This window comes from Bdellovibrio bacteriovorus, assembly GCF_041888015.1.
In the GTDB taxonomy this organism is placed as follows: Bacteria; Bdellovibrionota; Bdellovibrionia; order Bdellovibrionales; family Bdellovibrionaceae; genus Bdellovibrio.
On record NZ_CP168968.1, the window covers coordinates 2970940 to 2993661 of the forward strand.

Sequence of the window (22722 nt, forward strand, 5' to 3'; positions counted from 1 at the left end):
TAATTGCAATAAAAATAATGCACGACGTTAACTTTTTTTTAGGGTCCCAACCCTAATATAGGAACTTTCAGGGCTATGGCGATGGCATTTCGGCTTGCCGAAAATATAGATAAATACCTGAAATACATGACTTTTATTAAGTCCGCCTCACCCTTGACGATCAAGCACTACAGCCTGGATTTAAAGCAGGCTTTTAATTATGAAGATCCCTCAATTAAGTCTAAATCAATTTCGGAGTCCGAATTACTTTCAACCGCTCGAGGGGCCTTTAACCAGTGGGCGCAACTATCCCTGGCTTCTCGCAATCGCAAAGCCGCCACCCTGAAGAGCTTCTTTTCCTGGGCCTTCGAGGAAAGTCTGACTGAAAAGGACCTCTCCCTGCAGATCACCTGCCCGAAGGTCCCGAAGAAGTTGCCCCACTTTGTGAGCGTGGATGAAGCTCTGGCCGTTTTGAAAAGCTTCGATACCGAAGACAAAGTCCCACTCCGGGAAAAAGTGCTGTTTCTGCTTTTATATGGTGGCGGCCTGCGCGTCAGTGAGGCCTGCAATCTGAAGTGGAATGAAGTGCATCTTTCTCAGAAAATTCTGCGAGTCACAGGAAAAGGTTCCAAAGAGCGCGTGGTGGCCCTGCCCTCTCTGACCGTGGAAGTTTTAACGAAGTGGAAGAAAGAAAGTTCCTTCAATGAGTATGTCCTGGGTGAAAAAGCACTGAACTCCAGAACCGCCTACGAGATGGTTCGTCAAAGCGGCGTGCGTGCAGGACTTCTCAAGCCCTTGCATCCGCATGCTCTTCGCCACAGCTTTGCCACGCATCTGCTGAGCAGCGGAGCAAACTTAAGAACCCTGCAGGAACTTCTGGGCCACGAAAGCCTGCAAGCCACCGAGAAATACACTCACTTGGGAATTGATCAACTGGCCCGCACGATGGAAAATCTGCATCCCTTGGGCAAAGGCAAATAAGCTTAAAGCATTGCGTGTTCGATGTAGTGACGAACCATTTGTTCTACATTATGGAGCTCGTCATCCACAATCTGGCGGTAAGACACGAGTTGATTGGAGTCTGCAAGATTGGTTTTCAGGAAAGGCGCCATCCACGGTTCCGCATCCACCACACCTTGCTGCAAAAGGAATTTCAAATAGAAATGCATCTTCACGATCAAAGGGTCCTGAGCCGTTTCAATAGCGCGCAAGGTGTGCCCCAGAAGATTGAACAGGAACTCAGAGTTCTTATCCCCTTCCTGACTTACTTTGCTGACACACTCAAGGATATGTAAAGCCAGCTCCAGGTGATCATAGTCCTTGCGCAGCCCTGCGAACTCATTGATCAGCGTGGCTTCCTGAAGGACATGCATTTTACCTTCTTCAGACGACTGCTTGTAAGTGAAGCTGACAAAATGGGTGGGCTCCAGAACACCGCCACCGAAGCGTTTTTTACTTTTCAAAGCTCCACGGGCAATGAACGACAGCTTTTCACCCTGCATGGAAATCGCATGCAGAATCAAATCGGACTCTCCGTATTTCATTTTTTTGAGGATGATAAAACGATTTTGCGCCTGGGTCACACATTCCAACTTTGCTGAGCTTTGATATCTTCATACGAAGATATCACGATCTTGGCAAAGTCTTTTGTGTTCAAAAGCTCGGGGCCGACAACCAGCATTCCTCGCAGTGTTTCCAGGCTGGGCGCGGGTTCCCACCAATGCCGGAACATTTTCACCACTGACCAGTGGCACATATTGGTGGTGGCAAGTTTCTGCCAGCCTTGTTCCGGGCTTAACCCCAATGTCTGAAAGATCTTATGCGCCAAAGCTTCCGCACTGACATCCGGGAACACACACACAGCACGATCGTACAAACGCGTCTGTCCACTTGCAAAGTAAGGTGCCGCCACTTGCGCCAGATCCTTTTCGACCTGCTCGACCAGCAAAGGATTCTGGGCACGCCCCTCTTTGGATTTTTCCAGAATCGAAACAAAGTCGATGCCATCCCAACTCATATTGTGCGCCATCATCGAAGGCGAACGGAAGCGTTCGCCGACAACGGCTACAGCCGCATGAGGCTCAAATGAACACAGGCGGACCGAATAAGGTCTGATCTCGGGATTCGTATAAAAGTGCTGAGCATGAGAAATGCGGAAAGAAAAAATTCTTTTCTCATTCAACAGCTGATCCAGCTCATCGGCAAAGGGATAGAGTTCCCCTGTCACCGGATGATCTTCGCTGAAAAGGACGAAACAAGTGTCTTTCTTCAGACTTTCTACCCACTCTTTCACATCCGTGATTTGGGTATGAGGCCGCGTGTGAACTTCGTAGGTTTCTTTGTAGTAGTATCCCAGCAGACCTTCAAAAGCAGAGGTTTGCCCCAGAATCACACCAATAGCTTTTTTGTGAGACATAAACTGCGCAGTGCTTTGAGAAATCTCATAAACTGCCTGCGAGAGGCCATTATAAACACGAGCACGAACCCGCGGCGCCAGTCCCAAATAGGACTTCACTTGATCATTCAATTCTTCCCAGGTCTCAGGGCGCACAACATCGATGAGCATACTGCAAATTAAGATATCAGATTCCCTCATAAAAGAGAGTGCGACGAAGGTCTTATTTTAAGACCGGCTTTTGAGAAACGTCCGCGGGGACATTACAATGAAGTGATTTGTCAGGAGTTCGTTTATGCGTTTACAGGTTTTATCTTTGTTGTCCGTTTTGACTTTCTTTTCCCCTGTGGCCCAGGCCCGGGATCTGTTTGAGGCCCGTGTTTCTTATGGCATGCTCAACGCCAATCCCAATTTGGATTCTCTCTGCTCCGGTTGCGCAACATCTGCTCCCAGTGTAACGCCCGCTTATGGTTTGGGTGCCGATGCGATCCTGACTCTTCCCTTGCCCTTCATTCCCGGCATTGGTTTGCGCTACGAGAATATGGAACTGACGACGAGCAAATCAGGACAAGAATACAAAGGTAATTTCAGCCGAACAGCGCTGTTACTTAATTGGAGGCCCATTGATAATCTTATCTTTGTTGGGCCGATTTTGACCTATGGCCTTTCCCACTCCACAGATTTCAATGTCACGGAATTTGGCGTTAAAAAAGCCAGCTTCTCTGCGGACTCCGTCAAATCGTACTCCGTCGGTATAGAGGCGGGTGTCAAACTCATTGGGTTTTCAGTTGGAGCTGAAGTCGGCTATCAGGATTTCCGTTGGAATGACGCGACAGACTCGACTGGTAACGCACCCAAACAAGACATCAATATGAGTGGGACTTACGGTAAATTAGTCCTTGGCTTTTCTATTTAATTATTGAAATCTTGGCACCTCTGCTACACTTAGCAATAAGAGGTGCCCTATGACTAAAAAACAAATTGAATGGCCAGTGGCTCTGTTCTTGATTCTGAATCCACTGATCACTCTGATCCTGGCCCCCGTCTATTTCTACTTCTACGGTTTCCAATGGGACATCCTGCTTTTCGCTTTGGTTTTTGCTGCGGCAACAAACCTGGCAATCACGGCTGGGTATCACCGCCTGTTTTCCCATAAAAGCTATGATGCTCATCCGTTTGTAAAAGCCATGTTCCTGCTGGTCGGCGCTTCGGCCTTCCAAGGTTCTGCTTTGAAATGGTCCTCTGATCACCGTCGCCACCACACGCACATCGACAGCGAAAAAGATCCTTACAGCATCGAAAAAGGTTTCTGGTACGCACACATGGGTTGGATGTTCTACAAAGAATCCGTGGACCAGAAAGTTCACGCTCCAGATCTTGAAAAAGACTGGATGGTTAAATTCCAAAATGACTACTACGTTCCAGTGGCTATTATCACGGGCTTTGCGATTCCAACCTTGATTGGCTGGATGATGGGCTCTTGGTTAGGTGGCTTGGTAATCGGTGGTGGTCTGCGTATCGCTCTGACTCAACAAAGCACCTTCTTCATCAATTCTTTGTGCCATACTTTGGGAAAACAAACTTATTCCAAAGATATCTCGGCTCGTGATTCCTGGTTTGTCGCTTTGCTGACTCATGGTGAAGGTTACCATAATTTCCACCACAAGTTCCAAATCGACTATCGTAACGGGATCAAATGGTATCACTGGGATCCAACAAAATGGGTGATCCGCAGCTTGAGCATGATGGGATTGGCATCCAAACTTCGCCAGATCTCTACTGTCGAGATTCTTAAAGCCCGCTTGCAAGCAGAAGCAGCCGAGCTGACCAAACATGGCTTTGCAGAAGAAAAGCTGGCTCAAATGAAAGAAAAGATCCTGGAAGCGCAGAACAAAATGAAAAAGCTGCGTGAGGATTACGAGCAGTTCAAACTCGATGCTGCCCGCAAACGTGAAGAGCTGAAAGAAGCTTACGATCACAAACTGGCAGAGCTTCGCAGGGACATGGAAATCGCCAAATTGGAATTCCAGATGGGAATGAAGCAATGGCGAGTCTATGTGAGATCCGTCTAAGACTTGACTCAAATACAAACCCACAACTTTAATGGTTGTGGGTTTTTTGTTTTTGGAGGTCCTATGAAACACATCCTGACACTACTTTTCAGCCTTGCCCTGCTGGTGCCTGCCATCACTCAGGCTGGTGAGTTCGCCACTCAGTTCAAAGCCAAATACCTTCCCAAAAAGCTTGCGGCAGTCGAACCGGGCAAAACCTCCAGAAAAGATATCCTGAAGTCTTTCGGCAAGCCGCTTAAGACCGAGAATAGCGGAAGCCTGCTGTTTTTCAAAACAGGCAGTATCCCTTACGACACCACTATTGAAATCAAAAATGATCGTGTGCAATCGTTTTACTTCCGTTTTCCCGAAGGCAAAGTTTCCTTGAAAGATATCGAAGCGCAATTGCCTGAATCCATCACCAAAGACGAATCTGAAGACGGGCATGGAGAGGGCACTGAAACACAAGTCGAACACGACGGTATTCGCCTTGCCGTTAAGAATACCAAAGCTGCTCCCATCACGTCTTTCTATCAAAGCGCGCCTTAAACCCACCCCAAGAATGCAAAAAGCCGCAAGCACCTGGGTGTCTGCGGCTTCGAACTAACTAAAAAATAAGTCCTAACTATTCACACTTTTTGGATTTGTTATAGAAGAACCAGTGGAACTTAGAGCTGTCCGCACTAGGAGCTCCATCCACAGTACGGTTTTGATCCAGATACTCGCGATGCAATTTACAATCCTGGACACGATAAGCTTCGTTCATCGCCAGCATATCCTGGAAGGAAGGCAGATAGCCTTTCTTCTTATAGAATTCAGCTTCCTGTTTATAGATATTTTCTTCTAAAACCTTGGCAACAGCTTCAAACTGCACATTCGTTTTAATGCTATCCACTGGCATGTACTTAGGTAAAGTATCCTTCGCGACACCAAACTGGCGAACCATCTTGGCGAAGTACGCTTTCACACTGTGCTGAGGAGCCCAATGGAAAGTGTAATCCTTCTGAATCATCCAGCCATACAAGCTTTGCAAAACAGAGTCCTGCATACGAACTTGACGAAGCAACGGCATGAAACGGTATTCTGCCACGAAGTCAAAACGCGGATCCACTTCGATATCATAAGGCGCAAACAAAGACGTCTTCGTCACACCCAAACTGCGCGGATAATCTGTGTTTTTGAATTTGGAAACCGTGCTGCGATACTTCGGAACCATGAATTGCCCCGCAGAGGCCTTGTCATAAGCCATACGCACGACTTCTGAACAGAAGATCGATGAATAATCATCATCATTCATGGCAAAGTCATAGTGAATGCCCTTTTTCTTGTCCAAAGCAGCTTTGGCATGATCGTACATAAAGCGAGCCGCTTTTTTCGCCAGCGCCTGATCTGGAGAGCGGAACAAAGCCACACGCGAGTCCTCTGCCTGACGCCATTTTTCCAACGGAGTGACAATCACTCCATACTGAATCAAGGACTCCACCACGTATTTCTTCCCGGCCTTGTCTTCACCGACAAGCGCCAAGTGAGAGAAGTTTCCTTCTTCATCCGCGATACGAGCAATCATGGCAGAAACATAGGATTTACCACGGATCAGCATCACGTCGCCGGATTTAAGTTCAAAGCCTGCAAACTTTGGATTTGTCCATGTGCTGGGCTTTTCATTGATCATGATCGGTGTCTTTTTAAAGGTGTAAACTTTATTCGTGTACAACCAGTCCAAAAGATACTCTTCAGAGAATCGTGCATACTGGAAACCCTCGCGGATCTCTGTAATACAGTCTTTGCTCAGTTCATTGCGCGAATCAAACTCCTGCATTTTTTCATGCAAAGTCACGCGGATCTGAAAAATCGTATCCAACACTTCTGGACCGAATTTCTTCAAATTCTCCTGTTCGACAGAAGTTTTGGGAATGAAATGATCCGCCGGCAAATAATACAGATAATCCGTCACCTTGTTCACAAAAGTGGCGCAAGTTTGAGGATTAAAGATCTGTGGATTGCTGATGTCAGACAGAACCTTTTGACTGCCTGTGATCAACTCATCCGTGCTGGCCGGATTGCGATAGGACTTAAATTCCGCAGACTTATTAGGTGTGCTGGAACAAGCTGTGAACAAACCGGTTGCCGTCGCGGCAGCCAACAAAACGAGCTTCTTCATAATGTATTCTCCTAAAATATGACCTTTCATTTTTCGGCATTCTATGGGCCTCACATAACTGGACCTTTGAACAGGAAGTGTGTCTCCCGACCTTTGACCCCCTGTTCTTTATCCCCCGTCTTTACGATAAGTAGCTGTCAAAAATTACGACAAGATTTACCAACTTTGAGGAGACAGCATGAGTGCCCAAGGCGCAATGAAACAAGAATTCTTCCAGATCGATGAAAACAGCCGCAAGAAAGTCATTCGTCAGGACAGAAATGACGTCGAGCCAGGAAGCTGCTTCCTGTCCGTTCCGGGCCGTCAGCTGGAAGTTCTTAATATCAGCTCTTTCGGCTGTGCCGTTCTGGTTCCCGGTGCGGACTATCAGGACTTCAAACAATGGTATGACAAAAATCCCCACATGGAAGCTGATGTCTTCTTTAAGAACATTCAAACTCAGCATGTAGCCTTGCGCTGGGCACGCTCTGAAAACCACAGCAAGTCCGTAACCGGCGAAATGATTGTGGGCTTCGAGGTTCTGGGTGAACCGTTGAAAGTAGAACGCATCAAAGCATTGGAAGCTTCTGCTGAAGTGATTGCCTCTCAGACCGAGTATGCCACCAACCTGTCTCAGCTTCCGGCGGAATTCAAAACCTTCGTTTACGAAATGAAAGACTGGCTGGAGAAACTAAAAAGCCGTATCGACAAACTGGAAGCCGAATCCCCGGTGGATAATTGGAAAGAGGCGCAGGACTATCGCATGACGATTGCCGATGCCGTTTCCGATTACCTGGGCCACGTTCTGCCAATGAAGTATTCCCAGATCCCGGCCTTCATTAAGAACTTCACACCAGACCAATTGAAGTGGGCCACACAGTTTGCCCGCGAACAAGTCGGCCATCTGGTGTACGGCGCCCCATTTGCCAACCGTGCCTATTACAAGCCGCGTGGTTATGCGGGTGACTATGAAATGATGAATCACCTTTATCGTGATGAACTGGTTGGAAAAACCTTGTTTGACCAGTGCATGCATAAATACTTCATTGACGAACCTGCGGGTGCTGCCGTGAAAAATCGTGGTCAGTACCTGTTTGAAAAGATCACTCAGTTATTCGACAAGACCTCCCCGGCGACTCCGCTGAAGGTTCTGTCCGTGGCCAGTGGTCCGGCGATGGAACAGCAGATCTTCCTGCAAAACTCACCATCTTACTACGGTCGCCCGGTAGAGTTCACTTGCCTGGATCAGGACGAAGAATCTTTGAAACACGCGCAAAGACAGCTTCACTCTGTCGAGCGTTTTGTAAAATCCGGCTTCAAGTTCAAATTCAACAACATGGCTATCCGTAACGTGATTGCTGCAGGCTTGCCGGAAACAGACTACGACATGATCTATTCCGCCGGTCTTTTTGACTATTTCACAGAGCCGGTAGCTCAGATGGCTGCACAAAAAATGCTGGCTTCTGTAAAACCGGGCGGTCATGTGATCATCGGTAATTTCAGCAAAGACAACCCTTGTGTTCCATTTATGGAACTGGTTTTGGATTGGCATTTGATCTATCGCTCTGAAGAAGACCTGCTGCGCATGTTCAAAGGCATGGGCTCCAAAGTATGGGTTGAAAAAGAACCATTGGGCGTGAACCTCTTTGTAGTTATTCAAAAGTAGGAATCAAAGGCCACCTTTATGCTGGGGAATGAAATCACCACCTCGCAACTTCGAGAGTTCGAGGTGACTGAAGAAATCAGATCGGTTCTTAGTGTCGTCGCCAATTGGATGGCGGTGCCTCTATTCATGGCCTTCTGGGTCGCGGACCTGATCTATGTTCCCCAGTTCAAATGGCATTTCCTGGCACTGCGACTGACGATCATTCCTTTGTGCTTTCTGGCGAACAGAGAACTAAAAAAAGAACGTAACGCCGTCCGGACACAGGCTTTTGCCGCTTTGTATTCAACTCTGGTGGCTTTACCCATCAACATCATGATCTATATGATTCCTGATGTGGGCACTGGGTATTATGCTGGCTTGAATCTGGTGGCTATCGGTGGTCTGTCGTTTATTCCGTTTTCCTCTGTGTTCTTCATGGCAACGGCCTTAGGGATCTATCTTCCCTACTTTGCTGTCGCAGCCCTGAAGATTCAGACTCTGGCTGACTTGTGGCCCGTGGTTTTAAACTCCTTCTTTATTGTTGGCTCTATTGTTATCTGCTTCCTGATTCGCTTCTTCCATGAAAAGCTTCGGGTTCGCGAGATCAACAGCCGTCTGGCATTGAAGGCTGAAATCGCCAATCGCGACCATCTGATTAAAAGCAAAACTGAAGAAGCCGTGCGCCTGAACACCCTGAGCACTCAGTTCAGTCCCCAGGTGGTTCAAGCCATTCGCGATGGCCGTGTCGATATTGAAAAAGGAGTCCGTCGATCACAGATCTGCGCGATCTTTGTCGATATCGTCGGCTCGACAGAGCGAGTGGTCCGCCTAGATCAAGCCAAAGTGGATATGGTGCTGGCCCGCTTTATGGACACCGTTGTCAGCATCTTCCTGAAATACGATATCACCATCGACAAGTTCCAAGGCGACGGCATTTTGGCCTTTGCCAATGATCCCATTCGCTATGGGGACTTTATGCAAAGGACCTGTCTGGCTGCCTTAGAGGTCCGCCAGGCCCTACGCCAGGACCGCGAATTCTATTTGATGAACTGGAAAAAAGAAATGCAGATCCGTGTGGGAATTTCCACCGGATATGCCAATGTCGGCTTCTACGGAAACAAAAAATTCTTCCGCTCTTACACGGCCATTGGGGCTCCCCTGCCGTTTGCCTCCCGTCTGACAAATCTGGCAGAACCCGAACAGATCCTGATTGATTCTGATATTGCTCAATCTCTGATGGCGGAAGGCTTCCAAGTCCGCAACATCGGAGCGCGAACTATCAAAGGCTTTGAAGACGACACTCACTATGTGTTTGAACTCATACAGGCTCCGGAAGCCCGTAAAGAACATGCAAACTCAGGCTGCCCTCATTGTCCGGACTCGGTGCTGTACCTGGATACAAACGCCCACGGACATTTCGTGATGAAATGCCGCACCTGCAACTATGAGGCAGCCGAAAGCTCTGCTGTACTCGTCGCCAACTAAAAAATCCACCACCCCAGCGCTGTTGAGGCTTTAGACAGGGCTATGACTCTTTAGGCTTCTGACATCCAAAGTCTCAGTCTGAGACAACACCTTGTTTCGTAAGTATCTGATAATTGTGGAAACTTCTCTGGCAGGTCTCTTGCTCTATGAAATGCCTGAGGAGGTGCTTCTATGAAAGTGACCACATCCCATTTGTACAAGATGCTATTCCTAAGCCTATGCTTCAGCATCGGCTGGAACAATCCTATGGATTTCTCCATAGAGTTAGCTTCCAAAGACAAACAAGGTCTGTCTGCACCCTTCACGGTTACAGTGCCTCCCATTTCCAAGCTCGTGTCTAATAAAGACAAGGAAAAGGAAGAAGCCGAACCAACAGAACCAACCCCTATTATTGAGCATGCTCTGGACAAGATCGAAAGTGCCAAGGGCTTCCAGGGCCTTTTCGGCTGGGGTGACAACACCGCCAACCGCAATTGCCCATCTTGTGTCGAAGAAATTCGTAATATTCGCTACATGCAGTGCAATGGTCAGAACAACTACTTGGAATCAGAAATGGCCACAGCAGTTCTAAGCAAAGGACTTTTGGGCGATCTGATCCGCGCACCAATTAAAACCAATTCCATCATTAAGCCTGTTTGTATTCAGATGGGCATGAACATGAAGTTTGGCGCCAGCAGCAAAACGTTCCGTGAGTGCGCTGCCAATGGAACTGCTCGGCAGGCTTTCCGCCCATGTATTTCCGAAAACTATTTCAAGATGATCAACAACAGCTTTGAAGCGGTCAGCTCCTGTATGAAGGACTTCCTGGCGCCGGGTGCCAGCGAAGAAACTCAGAATCTGGATGTTCGCGCGGTTTACGCTTTGATCAACGTTGAGTCCGGATTCCACGTGAATGCTCGCAGTGGCACGGGTGCCGGTGGTATCGGCCAGTTCACGGCCTCCGCAATTCAGGATGTGAATGCCAATGAATTGAACGCTGTCAGAGTTTCTTTGGAAGGCAACAAGAACCCCCTGTGCTCTCGTCTATCGATGGAGTTATTGGATACAATGACTCCGATGCGAACTTCCAGCAATTATTCCTGTGATCGTACATCATTGAAAAACGGCAATCCGATGAAGAATATGATCTATACCTATGCTTACCTAAAGGGTATTAAAGCGGATATGGACATGATGATCTTCAATAACAAGAACTATAAAGCCAAGTTCAAGATGTCCGAATATGACCTGAATAAAATCAAACGCGCTTTGATGGTTTGGTCCCACAACACAGGCCCGGCGGGGACCTGGACTCCGGCAAAAGCTTTGTTAAACACCTTCTATCGCGGGAAAACTGTGACCGATGCGGATCAGTTCATCCAGCAAATGCAACAGTACATGCAGAAGTTCCCGGCCAGCGCGAACAAGTCTTCCGCACGCCGTAAAGAAACTTCTCACTACTTCCCGTCCATCACTAAAACTTTGAATTCAATCGAGCAATCTGCTGGAGGTGGCTCATGCGTAAACTAATTATGATCGTAACAATGATTCTAATGAGCAGTTCAGCGTGGGCCTTCCAGGATTTCCAAACCTATCAGGCCACCGACAAGCTGATCGAAAAAATGCAGATTGAAACAAACATGCAAAGACGTCTTCGCATCATTGAAGCCTATAAAAACTTCCTGTATCAGCGTCTGAATACCATTGAGATTCCCGATCTGACGATTACTCCGGACAATGATCCCCGCCTGGAGGAATACCGCAGTCTGACCGAATTCGACAACTACGTCAGCCTGATCCGCATGCGCCAGGTGGACTCGAAAAGCTGCACTTCCACCAAGCTGCACATCGAACGCTCCACCAGCCGTGATGGCGGCGTGGTTCCTGAGGCGGTCGAAGCCCTTAAGATTCTTTCAGCTCTTTGCAATACATAAAACAAAAGGCGGGTCTCCCCGCCTTTTTCTTTATAGAGAAAACTCTTTCATCAACTTGGCTGCAATCGGGTTGTCGATCTTTCGATCGGCTGCCATCAACCAGATCTCCTCGTAAATTCCCTTGAGCGTCCCCAAAACCACCAATTTCTTTTCTTTGATCAGGTCTGAAGCCGCCACTTCCACGATAGGGATCAGTCCCACGCCCTCTTGCCCCAGCAGCTTCTGCAAACTGGTATCCTGAGTTTCAGCAATGCGATCCACCCGTATTCCATTGATCGTAAAATAGTGTTCCAGATCCCGTCGCAGACGACTGTGAATGGTCGGGAAGATAAAGGGCTGTCCTTCCAATGAATGCGGGAATCCCCGGCGCAAATGTTTGAACTTAGGCGATGCACACACCACCACATCCAGCTGGGCAATGGACTTTGCATTAACAGTTTGAAAATCCACATTCGGCGGATAGTTCGAAAGAAGAAGATCAATCTGGTGAGCGCTCAGCTCGCGCAGTAAATCCCCGCCAGCCCCCTCCAGAACTGACACTGCACAGTTCCCTTTTTTGTAGGCCTGTAGCACCACTTCCAAAATGATCTGCTTGGGCACGCTGTCCAAAGCCCCGATCTGCACATGCACACGATTGTTCTGCAAACGATCCTGCAGAACCTCCACCATCTCAGATCCCAAGCGGAACACCTGATCGGCATACTCAAAAGCAATACGTCCGGCTTCTGTCAAAAACAGCCTTTGCTTGCGTCTTTCAAAAAGATTCTTCCCTAACGACTCTTCCAGTTGTTTTAATTGAGTACTGAGAGTCGGCTGCCCCATGTTCAGTTTTTCTGCCGCTTTGGCGATCGTGCCCTCTTTGGCGATCACATAGAAATAGTGCAGGTGATGATAATTAAGCCATTGCATCTGATCATTGATTTTAACGGGCATGTCAAACCTCATTGTTTTTAGCGAATAACTTATTAAAGATTATCTAATTTTTAAAACAACAGGAAGCCTTTATACTGCGCCCTGGAGGTTCAACTGTGAACGAAGTTTTATTATTCCCTTTTGCTGACTATTGGTGGTTCTACGCAGGCTTTGTGGCTTTCGTGTTCGCCATGCTCGCCCTGGATCTGGGCGTATTTCATAAACACTCACATACGGTGAGTTTCAAAGAGGCCACGATTTGGTCCATCGTGTGGGTGACCATCGCGATGATCTTTAACGCAGGTCTTTACTACTACACCCTGACGCGGTTCCCGGAAAATCCCGACATCGCCAAACAGGTGGGGCTGGAGTTCCTGACCGGGTATGTGATCGAAAAATCCCTGTCCATCGATAACATCTTTGTCTTCGTTGTCGTATTCGGCTTCTTCTCGGTTCCCAACAAATATCAGCACCGTGTTTTGTTCTACGGTATCCTGGGAGCTCTTCTTTTCCGAGCGATCTTTATCGCCTTGGGCTCCGTTCTGATGCAATACCAGGCTGTGGTTCTGATCTTTGGTATCTTCCTGTTAATCACAGGCGTGAAGATGATGTTCCAACCGGACAAAGAAGTAGATCCTTCACAAAACTGGTTGATCAAATGGCTTAAAAGGCACATCCGAGTTGCTGACCGCATGCATGAAGACCGTTTCTTCATCAAAGAAAATGGCGTGAAGCTGGCGACTCCGCTATTTATCGCGCTGGTGTTCCTGGAGTTCACAGATATCATCTTTGCGGTGGACTCTGTGCCAGCGATCTTCGCGATCACGAAGGAACCGCTTCTGGTGTTCACGTCGAACATCTTCGCGATTCTGGGTCTGCGCTCTCTGTACTTCCTGCTGGCGGGCGTAGTGGACAAGTTCCACTTGCTGAAATACGGTCTGGCTTTGGTACTGATCTTTGTCGGTCTTAAGATGGTATGGCTGAACAAGTTGTTCGGCGGACACTTCCCGATTGGCATCTCTTTGGCAGTGATCTTCACGTTTATCGGTGGCTCCATCGCCGCCTCATTGCTGTTCCCTAAAAAAGAAGCCTAACTTCGGGTCGCAACGAAGCTAGAAATTAATATTACAGCGGACTAGACAAGCCCCCTAAGATTGGTGATCATAATCTTAGGGGGTTTTTTATGACTAAAAGACTGTTCCTGGCTCTGAATGCGACCGATCCTTTGGCCGACACCTTTCTGCCGACCCTGAAAAAGCTGAAAATCAATGCTGACCGCCGAGACATGACCATGAAATGGGTTCCTGTCGACAACTATCATGTGACTGTCACATTCTTGGGGGATACTCCGGAAGAGGACATCAGCAAGGTGGCTGAAACGCTGGCCGAGGTCTGCACGCGCTTCGCCCCTTTTGAACTGAAAATTGAAGATGTTGGAGCTTTCTCTAATGAGCACGATGCCCGGGTTTTATGGCTGGGTGTTCAAAACAAAAGATATCTGGGTGAATTCAAAGAAGCTCTGGATCAGGAATTGGTGACGAAGAACCTGCTGACTCGCGAAGAGCGAAGTTATTCCCCGCATCTGACGATCGGGCGTTTACGCAATCCCCGCAGTGTGAAAGATATGATTTCGCCATTTAAAAGAAAAAGCTTCGGCAAGATTCAGGTGAATGAGATCGTGTTGTATGAATCAACACTGCAAGGGGCCTTCCCTGTGTACAAGCCCCTTGCCCGCTGCAAACTGACCGGAGAGGCCAACCTAGCGGATGGCGTTTCCGTAAAGACGGATATAGATATTGCTATCACGTAGGTAAATCGTCACATCACCCCAGTGACTGCCTTCAACTGATGGTTGGAAGAACACACGAATCGTGCATCTTTGACCCGGCATCAGAATTTGCGGGCAGTTCGTATCCACGCGATAAGCAAATGATCCATGAATACCCAAGCCACGAATGAATGTGGAATCAGGTCCGTTCGCAGTCAGGACAAAATCCTGATATCTGCCGGAATGAACAAATGAAGTTCCGAAGTTATAGTTCAGATACTGATCACGCTCCATCGCCTGAACAGTCAGCGGCTGCACGGACATCTCTGCCATTGCAAAGCCAGGAAGCACAACCAAAGCTAGAGCCATCAAAAACTTTTTCATAGAATCCCCCTTCTATGACTTAAGTCTGGCAGGGCGAGGACCTTGCAAGCAAACAAAAAGGGAGTCTTTCGACTCCCTTTTAATGCAATGCTTCTGCAAAACTGGGTTGGGCCCTCCTGCGGAGGGTGACCCAGCAGGTACCTTTTAGCGGCTGAACCTTTTTCATCAGCGGCGCTTAGATGCCGGCTTTGTGGCGTTCTTGGTCGTCTACGTGAGTCAGGATACCGCCTTTTAGATTTGGACGATAAGCCAGGTGATTGATGTCGTAGATGAAATTCGAACCGTTCACGCCTGGAGTTTGCCACTCAGGTCCCAAACGGATCGCGTCCACCGGACACGCTTCCTCACAGAAGCCGCAGAATACGCAACGAAGAATGTCGATCTCATAGCTGATTGGGAACTTTTCAACCGATGGGTCGTTATGTTCCGCGGCCGTGATCTTGATACATTCCGCAGGGCAGTTGGTCGCGCACAACATACAAGCCGTACAACGCAAAGAACCGTCCTTTTTCACTGTCAGAACGTGATTCCCCTTGAAACGAGGAGAGTACTCATACTTCTCCTCTGGATAGTTCAGGGTCATCATCTTCTTCTGATTGAACAAGTTCTTCAGCAAGTGCTTCATGGTAACGCCAAGACCAGCAAAGATCCCTGGCAAGAACCACTTCGACTTCTCAGAGTTGTTTTGCATTACGCTCATAGGCTACCTCTCTTGAACACGAACTCGTTCTTTTTACGAGCTTCCAACGTCACCTGATCTTCACGCTGATTTGTCGGCACGAATGTGTTGGCTGTCGTTGGGATAGCCAGATTTTTACCGACCATCAACAAGGCTGCTTCAGTCAAAGTCAAAGCCTCGGAAACAACTGTCGTTGCTTTCTTGAATTTCTGCTCAAGACCCGCGTGGTTGATGAAAGTACCATCTTTTTCCACGAATGTTTTCGTTGGGATCAACCAAACATTGCCCGTCAAAGCCATCAAAGCATCATGTTTGCCCGCTTGCAACCAGATCAGGTTCTGAGCTTTGGAAAGCTCTTTCACGCGATCTGCGAAGTCTGGGAACACGCCCATGTTTTCAGGACCTGCCACAACCACAGTTTTGATCACGCCGCTGGCAATACCAGAGGAAAGATCAGACCAAGTTGCAGTGATTCCGTGTTTCTCAAGAACTTTCAACAGACCTTTCGTGTTCGGGTTCTTGTCTCCGCGAAGAAGCAAGCCATCGAAGCTGTCGAAGGATTCTTTGTTGTTGATCCAGAAGAAGACCTTTTTGGTTTTGAATTCATTCACGAATGTGGAAACAATCGCGTCGAATTCTTCAACTGTGTATTGAGCTGTCAGAACCAACGCCAAAGAATCACCTTGGGTGCTCTTCAGAACTTCATTGGCATTTTTCGCCGCCGCCCCTGCTGTCATCTCTGACCAGCCGGAAGCATTGCGAACCTGCGCTTTCAACAAACGGTGTTCACGGTTCACAAACTTGTAAATGTCACGACCTTCATCGCACATCCAGTAACCGTTCACTTGCTCGTTGTAAACTGGCTTAACGCGGAAGAAACCTTCCTTGTTGTAGTAAACTTTAACGTTACAGCCTGTAGAGCAGCCGTTACATACAGTTTCAGCATCTTTTAGATACCAAACGCGCTGACGGAAACGGAAGTCTTTGGAAGTCAAAGCTCCGACCGGGCAGATGTCTACTGTATTCAAAGAGTATTTATTATTCAGTTCCTGACCATCATGTGTCCCGATCTCAGTGCGATCACCACGATTGAAAAGACCCAATTCATTTGTCTTGGATACTTCTTCAGTGAAACGAACGCAGCGAGAGCACAGGATACATCTTTCAGAATCCAGAACCACAGTCGGGCCCAAGTCCACAACCTTGTGTTTCTTTTGTTTGTGCTCAGCCATTTCAGGATCGTACTTGCCGTACTCCATGTACTGATCTTGCAGACCGCACTCACCAGCTTGGTCACAGATAGGGCAATCCAAAGGATGGTTGATCAAGTGGAAGTCCAAACCCCACTTCACAGCATCGCGAACTTTTTCGGATGTGTTGTTGATCTTCATACCTTCAGTGATCATGGTGTTACATGCGATTTGTACACGTGGATTTCCTTCGATCTCCACCATGCAAAGACGACAAACACCGGCAACGCTCAAACCATCATGCCAGCAATAGTGAGCAATACGCTCGCCAGAATCGACCATCGCTTTGATGATCGACGTGCCTTCTTTTACTTCGACTTCTTTGCCATTAATGGTGCATTTCGGCATATGTCGTTCCTTTTACCTTAGAGCGTCCTTCACGAACGTAGAATTCAAACTCATCACGGAATTTAGTTACAAAGCTGAGAACCGGCAAAGCCGCTGCATCGGAAAGCGCGCAGATGGTTTTACCTTTCATGTTGTCAGCCACTTTGATCAACAAGTCGATATCCTGCAAACGGCCACGGCCTTCCAGGATCGAATGAAGAATCTTATCCAGCCAGCCCGTACCTTCACGGCATGGTGTACACTGACCACAGGATTCGTGAGCATAGAAGTGAGTCAAAACGCCCAGCATATCAACCATGCACTGGGAATCATCAATCACGATCACCGCACCAGAACCAAGCATTGTGCCCAACCCGGCCAGGGATTCGTAATCCAAGTTCGCTTTCGCAACTTCTTCAGCAGTCAGAACCGGAGCGGAAGAACCACCCGGGATAACAGCCTTCAGCTTACGACCTGGCTTCATCCCGCCGCCCTCTTTCATGATCAAATCCATCAAAGAGTATCCCAGTGGAACTTCATAGTTCCCTGGAGTCATCACGTTCCCGGACAAAGAGAACAATTTAGTCCCCGCAGATTTCTCAGTGCCGTGTTTGCGGTAAGTCTGAGCGCCGTCTTTAATGATATAAGTAACTGCTGCCAAAGTTTCCACGTTGTTCACGATCGTTGGCTTACGCAAGTAACCCTGAACCGCCGGGAATGGTGGCTTCAATTTTGGCTGGCCTTTCAGACCTTCCAAAGAAGAGATCATACCTGTTTCTTCACCACAGATATAAGCGCCCGCACCACGGTAAACATCCAGATCGAAGTCAAAACCGGAACCCAGGATGTTTTTACCCAGAAGACCGGCAGCGTAGGCTTCTTTGATCGCCTTGTTCAGGCATTCAATTGGGAAGACATACTCACCACGAACGTAGATGTAACCTTTGTGAGAACCGATCGCGAAAGCAGAAATAATCATACCTTCGATCAATTGATGTGGAGCACGCTCCATCATCATACGGTCTTTAAATGTTCCAGGCTCGCCTTCATCGGCGTTACACAGAAGATAACGAGGCTCACCGTTTTTCGGCAAGAAGCCCCATTTCATACCCGTCGGGAAGCCCGCACCACCACGACCACGCAAGCCCGAAGCTTTCACTTCGTCGATGATCTGCTGAGGTTGCATTTTAAAAGCTTTATGAAGAGTTTCGTAACCACCTTTGGCTTTGTAACCAGCCAAAGTTTGATATTCCGGCAGATGGTAAAACTCTGTAAGTAATTTTACTTCAGACATTATTTCATACCTCTCAACAGATTCATCGCTGTCTCTGGAGTCAGCTTTTCGTGATAAGTGTCATTCACCTGCATCATCGGCGCAGTTCCGCAGGAACCAAGGCACTCAACCTTGGAAACCGTGAAACGTCCGTCAGCAGTGACTTCATTGTATTTCACGCCCAGCTCATGACAGATATGGCTTGCCATCTCACGACCGCCCTCAAGAGCGCAGGAGATGTTCGTGCAAACCTGAACGTGGTACTTGCCCACAGGTTTCTGATTGAACATGGTGTAAAACTTGAAGACTTCATTGATACGCGCCTCAGGAATATCCATCACCTGAGAAAGGTGACGAATAATATCCGGCGTGATGAAGCCGTTGTTTTCTTTTTGAGCAACATAAAGGCTTGGAATAATAGCGGACTCTTTCGCTTCGTAGCGAGCCAGTTCACTTTTTACAGCAGCCAAGCCAGAATCAGACAATTTAAACATATTTAATATCCTTATCTATCCAGCTCGCCGGCGATCAAGTTCATAGAAGCAACCGTTGCAATCGCATCGGCCAACATCGCGCCTTTAACCACAGTCGGGAAAGACTGATAGATCGCAAAGCATGGTGGACGGACTTTCAAACGGTAAGGGTTCGCGGAACCATCGCTGACAAGATAGAAGCCCAACTCACCGTTGGCGGCTTCTGTCGCATCGTAAACTTCGCCCACTGGAGGACGAAGACCTTTGATGATCAACATGAAGTGATTCATCAAACCTTCGATGTTTCCGTAAACGTCTTTTTTCTCTGGAAGAACGATGCCTTTGTCGCGGATTGTGTAATCGCCACCAGGAACGTTTTTGCAGACTTGCTCAATGATACGAACGGACTGGCGCATTTCCTCGAAACGAACCAGGTAACGATCATAGATGTCACCGCTGGTTCCAACTGGAACATCAAAGTTCAAAGCATCGTAACCGTAGTATGGTTGCGCTTTACGAAGATCCAAATTCACGCCGCAGGCACGAAGCAACGGACCTGTATAGCCCCACTGGATCGCATCCTGTGCTGAAACTGGCAACACATCACGAGTACGCTGAATGAAGATCTTGTTATCCAGAACCATTCCGGCCATTTCGTCAGTGCCACGGCGGATCTCTTTACAAAGAGCCACCACTTCGTCGAACCAGCCTTCCGGCGCATCCTGAGCCATACCACCGATACGAGTCATGGAAACCGTCAAACGGGCACCACAAAGTTTCTCGAACAGGCCGTAAACTTTTTCACGCATACCGAACATATAGAAGAAGCCAGTCAAAGCTCCCAAGTCCATCGCGCCAGTGCCCAGGGCAATGGTGTGGTCGATGATACGGGAAAGTTCTGCCAGAATCACACGCATCGCTTGAGCTTTTGGCGGGATTTCCACGCCCAAAAGTCTTTCAACCGCTTTACAGTAACCGATGTTGTTCATCGGCGCGGAACAGTAGTTCAACCGGTCTGTGTAAGGGATCACCTGATTGTATGGGTGAGTCTCTGCCATTTTTTCGAAGCAACGGTGCAAGTAACCGATCTCGTTATTGCAACGAACGATCGTCTCGCCGTCCATCTCTGCCATCACACGAAGAGTTCCGTGCATCGCTGTATGGGCAGGACCGATGTTCAATGGAACATATTTATCATTCAGCACGTCACCAGGAGATCCCGGCTCGTTATTGAAATGAATTGGCAAAGAAGTCGTACATGCCTGTTGTTCATTGGCATCGTAGTCTTTACGCAAAGGGTGACCAACAAACTGATGGTGAGTCAGGATTTTACGCAGGTTCGGATGACCTTCGAAGATAATACCAAACATGTCGTAAGCTTCACGCTCAAACCAGTCAGCCCCGCGGTAAGCAGGGATGGCTGTCCCGATTTTTTCACCCTCACCGACTTGCGCTTTGATACGCAGACGGGAGGAATCTTTGGAGTTGAACAGGTTGTAAACCACATCGAAGCGCTTTTCACGATTCGGGAAGTCCACACCACACACGTCCATCAGGAAGTCGAATTGACCGCCTTCACGCAAGAACAGCAAAAGCGCCGGAACGTCTTCCTTAGGAACTTCAATCACGTCATCGCCAACAGCGTGAGTGAACTTGAAGTTCTCAATTTTAAATTTGCCAGCCAGAAGCTGTTTCAGATTTTCAAGCTTATTCATATGGGCTCTTCCAGTTGTCTTTCCAAGGACGAGGTTGTTGAGTCGCAATCATACGTTGCAAAGCCATGATACCATCCATCACCGCTTCTGGTGTTGGAGGGCAACCAGGAATGTAAACGTCAACAGGGATCACCTTATCAACGCCTTGAAGAACGTGATAAGCGCGATAGAAACCACCAGAGCTTGCACAAGCACCCATGGAGAGTACGTATTTAGGCTCCAGCATCTGCTGATAGATGCGCACGATAACAGGCGCCATCTTTTCAGTGATTGTTCCGGCAACGACTAGCAAGTCTGCCTGACGAGGAGAGAAGCGCGCCACTTCCGCACCGAAACGAGCCAAGTCATACTTGGGCCCCATCACGGACATGAACTCGATACCGCAACAAGCAGTACCGTAAGGCATTGGCCACAAAGAATTTTTTCGTCCCCACGCAACAATAGCATCAAGCTTTGACGTGAAAGCAAAACCTCGTGACATATCATCTACAGCTTGGGTCCCGGTCATCCCATCATGAGATACCAAGCCCTGCACTTGATCGTTGTGCATAAATACACCTCTGCAATTTCATTTAGCTATCATTAAGTAGTTACTGAAAAACCGTAATCCTGACAACTAGATATGTATTATAGGATGCTCCACAGATTTCTTCAACGCACCCCTCCAAAGGAGGCCAAATGAAATTGATTCTCCTGTCGTTTAACCACAGACTTTAGACTCAACAAATTTAGGAGAAAACTCACATGAAGAAGATGGCACTGTACGTTGCTTCGGCCCTTCTTGCGGTGGCAGGTTTGTCTGGCGAAACAGCTTTGGCGAACCCAAAAACCCAAGATTTGCTTATTAAATTAGCACCGGGCTTCGTGGAATTGGAAATTCAGGGCGCAAAAGTTGAAAAACTGAGCGAATCATGGGTTCGCGTCCAAGCTCCCCGCCGTATGAGCCTGATGTCTTTAGAGAAAAATCCTGCCATTGAGTTTATCCAGCCAAACTATAAGATCTCTTTGTTGGAAGACTACCGTATCGAAGACCCCCTGCGCCGTGCTGCTTTGGCGAAAATGCTTTCTAGAAACCCTCAGCTTCGTGCGATGGCTCGTCAGGACAACCCCGCAATCCCTGACGCTCCGCAAACAACCACAGGTGCTGACCCTTTGTTCTCTAAACAATGGGGCATGCTGGACATCGGTGTAGTTGACGCTTGGAAGGTAACCAAAGGAAATTCTGATATGGTCGTGGCCGTGATCGACACGGGTGTGGACTATACACATGAAGATCTTTTGCCCAATCTATGGAGAAACGAAGGGGAAATCCCGAACAACGGTCTTGATGATGACAACAACGGCTACGTTGATGACGTGATCGGCTGGGACTTCGTCGGCAACGACAATAAACCTTATGACCTTGCCGTGGACACACTCGACGGTCTGTTCAAAGGTGGCAACCCAGGCCATGGAACTCACTGTGCTGGCAACGTGGCAGCTCGTGGTGACAACGGCATGGGCATCGCAGGTGTGGCTCCGAATGTGAAGATCATGTCCTTGCGTTTCATCGGCATGACTGGCGGCGGAACAACTGCGGATGCGATCAAAGCGATTCGCTATGCCGTTGATAATGGCGCAAAAATCATGAACAACTCCTGGGGATCTGAAGGCGAAGAGCCCGGCTCCCCTGAAAATCAGGCTTTGCGTGATGCTGTTCAATATGCCCAAGACAAAGGTGTTCTATTTGTTGCGGCAGCAGGTAATGGCCACAAAGGCGTTGGTTACGACAACGATAGCGACAAGCTTCCGGCTTATCCGGCTTCTTATGATCACGACATCATCATCTCTGTAGCGGCATTGGATTCTTCCGACCGCTTGGGTTCTTTCTCAAACTGGGGCCGCCGCACTGTTGATATCGGTGCACCAGGTGTGAAAGTGTTCTCGACTGTTGTAGCACAAGGTTACAGCGACACGGTGATTGATAAATTTGGCTTCAAAGCAACTTGGGATGGAACGTCCATGGCAGCTCCTCACGTTGCCGGTGCTGCGGCTCTTTACTGGTCCGCTCACCCGAACAAAACTTGGCAGGAAGTCAAAGCTGCCATCGTCGGATCCGCAAGAAAGATCCCGGCACTTGAAAACAAATCAGTCTCTGGCGGCAAGCTGGATGTAAAATCCCTGATGAATTACTAAAACAAAGAGCCCGGTGAGCCCGGGCTTTTTTTATCCTCAACATTCTGTCAAACAACATCATCACTTTCACCGGCATCTTTTAAGTTTGCAGCATCTTAATTTGTAAAACTTCGCATCTTCCCAAAAAGTAGAACGAGTAATCAACGGAAAGGATCTGT

Annotated in this window: 23 protein-coding genes; 12 read left to right on the plus strand and 11 right to left on the minus strand. The window is 48.1% G+C overall.

Annotated features, from left to right (window positions below; genetic code table 11):
* Nucleotides 1-81: 81 nt before the first annotated feature.
* Nucleotides 82-960, plus strand: a complete 879-nt coding sequence (locus tag ACES2G_RS14210; RefSeq protein ID WP_374000572.1) for a tyrosine-type recombinase/integrase — start codon at nucleotides 82-84, stop codon at nucleotides 958-960.
* A 2-nt stretch (nucleotides 961-962) separates the two neighbouring features.
* Here ACES2G_RS14210 and recO read toward each other — a convergent pair whose 3' ends face one another.
* Together recO and ACES2G_RS14220 are read right to left on the minus strand one after the other, a co-directional pair.
* Complete coding sequence (gene recO, locus ACES2G_RS14215; protein WP_374000573.1) at nucleotides 963-1523, minus strand: DNA repair protein RecO; 561 nt, start codon at nucleotides 1521-1523, stop codon at nucleotides 963-965.
* A gap of 35 nt (nucleotides 1524-1558) precedes the next feature.
* Nucleotides 1559-2545 carry a hypothetical protein gene (locus ACES2G_RS14220; RefSeq protein WP_347357753.1) on the minus strand — a complete coding sequence of 329 codons (987 nt, stop codon included), beginning with the start codon at nucleotides 2543-2545 and terminating at the stop codon, nucleotides 1559-1561.
* A 124-nt stretch (nucleotides 2546-2669) separates the two neighbouring features.
* Between ACES2G_RS14220 and ACES2G_RS14225 the strand changes: the two genes are divergently transcribed.
* The 3 genes from ACES2G_RS14225 to ACES2G_RS14235 all read left to right on the plus strand — a co-directional run bounded on the left by ACES2G_RS14225 (nucleotide 2670) and on the right by ACES2G_RS14235 (nucleotide 4974).
* Complete coding sequence (locus tag ACES2G_RS14225) at nucleotides 2670-3290, plus strand: hypothetical protein (RefSeq protein ID WP_347357754.1); 621 nt, start codon at nucleotides 2670-2672, stop codon at nucleotides 3288-3290.
* 49 nt (nucleotides 3291-3339) lie between these two features.
* Entirely contained in the window at nucleotides 3340-4446 is a 1107-nt protein-coding gene (locus ACES2G_RS14230; protein WP_347357755.1) for a fatty acid desaturase, read from the plus strand.
* A 63-nt stretch (nucleotides 4447-4509) separates the two neighbouring features.
* A complete protein-coding gene (locus ACES2G_RS14235; RefSeq protein WP_347357756.1) occupies nucleotides 4510-4974 on the plus strand; it encodes a hypothetical protein in 465 nt (154 codons plus the stop codon).
* Nucleotides 4975-5050: 76 nt separating this feature from the next.
* Here ACES2G_RS14235 and ACES2G_RS14240 read toward each other — a convergent pair whose 3' ends face one another.
* Nucleotides 5051-6568, minus strand: coding sequence for a YiiX/YebB-like N1pC/P60 family cysteine hydrolase (locus ACES2G_RS14240; protein ID WP_374001905.1), 1518 nt, complete (start codon nucleotides 6566-6568; stop codon nucleotides 5051-5053).
* Here ACES2G_RS14240 and ACES2G_RS14245 point away from each other — a divergent pair.
* From ACES2G_RS14245 to ACES2G_RS14265, 5 genes are all read left to right on the plus strand, one after another.
* Nucleotides 6537-6608 carry an AgrD family cyclic lactone autoinducer peptide gene (locus ACES2G_RS14245; RefSeq protein ID WP_374001907.1) on the plus strand — a complete coding sequence of 24 codons (72 nt, stop codon included), beginning with the start codon at nucleotides 6537-6539 and terminating at the stop codon, nucleotides 6606-6608. The genes ACES2G_RS14240 and ACES2G_RS14245 overlap by 32 nt on opposite strands.
* Nucleotides 6609-6764: 156 nt before the next feature.
* Nucleotides 6765-8231: a class I SAM-dependent methyltransferase gene (locus ACES2G_RS14250; protein ID WP_347357758.1), complete on the plus strand. Its 1467-nt coding sequence runs from the start codon at nucleotides 6765-6767 to the stop codon at nucleotides 8229-8231.
* Between the two features lie 18 nt (nucleotides 8232-8249).
* Entirely contained in the window at nucleotides 8250-9695 is a 1446-nt protein-coding gene (locus tag ACES2G_RS14255) for an adenylate/guanylate cyclase domain-containing protein (RefSeq protein ID WP_347357759.1), read from the plus strand.
* 171 nt (nucleotides 9696-9866) lie between these two features.
* The gene (locus ACES2G_RS14260) at nucleotides 9867-11204 is read left to right on the plus strand and encodes a transglycosylase SLT domain-containing protein (RefSeq protein WP_347357760.1); all 1338 of its coding nucleotides are present in this window, start codon (nucleotides 9867-9869) and stop codon (nucleotides 11202-11204) included.
* Nucleotides 11192-11608 carry a hypothetical protein gene (locus ACES2G_RS14265; RefSeq protein WP_374000574.1) on the plus strand — a complete coding sequence of 139 codons (417 nt, stop codon included), beginning with the start codon at nucleotides 11192-11194 and terminating at the stop codon, nucleotides 11606-11608. Before ACES2G_RS14260 ends, ACES2G_RS14265 begins: the two co-directional genes overlap by 13 nt.
* A 30-nt stretch (nucleotides 11609-11638) precedes the next feature.
* Here ACES2G_RS14265 and ACES2G_RS14270 read toward each other — a convergent pair whose 3' ends face one another.
* Nucleotides 11639-12541 carry a LysR family transcriptional regulator gene (locus tag ACES2G_RS14270; RefSeq protein ID WP_347357762.1) on the minus strand — a complete coding sequence of 301 codons (903 nt, stop codon included), beginning with the start codon at nucleotides 12539-12541 and terminating at the stop codon, nucleotides 11639-11641.
* 95 nt (nucleotides 12542-12636) lie between these two features.
* Between ACES2G_RS14270 and ACES2G_RS14275 the strand changes: the two genes are divergently transcribed.
* The gene (locus ACES2G_RS14275; protein WP_347357763.1) at nucleotides 12637-13614 is read left to right on the plus strand and encodes a TerC family protein; all 978 of its coding nucleotides are present in this window, start codon (nucleotides 12637-12639) and stop codon (nucleotides 13612-13614) included.
* 89 nt (nucleotides 13615-13703) lie between these two features.
* The gene (gene thpR, locus ACES2G_RS14280; RefSeq protein WP_347357764.1) at nucleotides 13704-14330 is read left to right on the plus strand and encodes an RNA 2',3'-cyclic phosphodiesterase; all 627 of its coding nucleotides are present in this window, start codon (nucleotides 13704-13706) and stop codon (nucleotides 14328-14330) included.
* Here the strand turns inward: thpR and ACES2G_RS14285 are convergent.
* From ACES2G_RS14285 to ACES2G_RS14315, 7 genes are all read right to left on the minus strand, one after another.
* The gene (locus tag ACES2G_RS14285; RefSeq protein ID WP_347357765.1) at nucleotides 14280-14672 is read right to left on the minus strand and encodes a hypothetical protein; all 393 of its coding nucleotides are present in this window, start codon (nucleotides 14670-14672) and stop codon (nucleotides 14280-14282) included. The two genes, thpR and ACES2G_RS14285, sit on opposite strands and share 51 nt — an antisense overlap.
* A 175-nt stretch (nucleotides 14673-14847) precedes the next feature.
* Complete coding sequence (locus tag ACES2G_RS14290) at nucleotides 14848-15372, minus strand: 4Fe-4S binding protein (protein WP_374000576.1); 525 nt, start codon at nucleotides 15370-15372, stop codon at nucleotides 14848-14850.
* The gene (locus ACES2G_RS14295; RefSeq protein ID WP_374000577.1) at nucleotides 15369-16949 is read right to left on the minus strand and encodes a 2Fe-2S iron-sulfur cluster-binding protein; all 1581 of its coding nucleotides are present in this window, start codon (nucleotides 16947-16949) and stop codon (nucleotides 15369-15371) included. The genes ACES2G_RS14290 and ACES2G_RS14295 overlap by 4 nt, the downstream gene beginning before the upstream one ends.
* The gene (nuoF, locus tag ACES2G_RS14300; protein WP_347357768.1) at nucleotides 16930-18222 is read right to left on the minus strand and encodes an NADH-quinone oxidoreductase subunit NuoF; all 1293 of its coding nucleotides are present in this window, start codon (nucleotides 18220-18222) and stop codon (nucleotides 16930-16932) included. Before nuoF ends, ACES2G_RS14295 begins: the two co-directional genes overlap by 20 nt.
* Nucleotides 18222-18695: an NAD(P)H-dependent oxidoreductase subunit E gene (locus ACES2G_RS14305; protein ID WP_015092108.1), complete on the minus strand. Its 474-nt coding sequence runs from the start codon at nucleotides 18693-18695 to the stop codon at nucleotides 18222-18224. The genes nuoF and ACES2G_RS14305 overlap by 1 nt, the downstream gene beginning before the upstream one ends.
* An 11-nt stretch (nucleotides 18696-18706) precedes the next feature.
* Complete coding sequence (gene nuoD, locus ACES2G_RS14310) at nucleotides 18707-20389, minus strand: NADH dehydrogenase (quinone) subunit D (RefSeq protein ID WP_374000578.1); 1683 nt, start codon at nucleotides 20387-20389, stop codon at nucleotides 18707-18709.
* Nucleotides 20382-20897 carry an NADH-quinone oxidoreductase subunit B gene (locus ACES2G_RS14315; RefSeq protein WP_374001908.1) on the minus strand — a complete coding sequence of 172 codons (516 nt, stop codon included), beginning with the start codon at nucleotides 20895-20897 and terminating at the stop codon, nucleotides 20382-20384. Before ACES2G_RS14315 ends, nuoD begins: the two co-directional genes overlap by 8 nt.
* 236 nt (nucleotides 20898-21133) lie before the next feature.
* Between ACES2G_RS14315 and ACES2G_RS14320 the strand changes: the two genes are divergently transcribed.
* On the plus strand, nucleotides 21134-22564 hold the full coding sequence (locus tag ACES2G_RS14320) for a S8 family peptidase (RefSeq protein WP_347357770.1): 1431 nt from the start codon (nucleotides 21134-21136) through the stop codon (nucleotides 22562-22564).
* Nucleotides 22565-22722 lie beyond the last annotated feature (158 nt).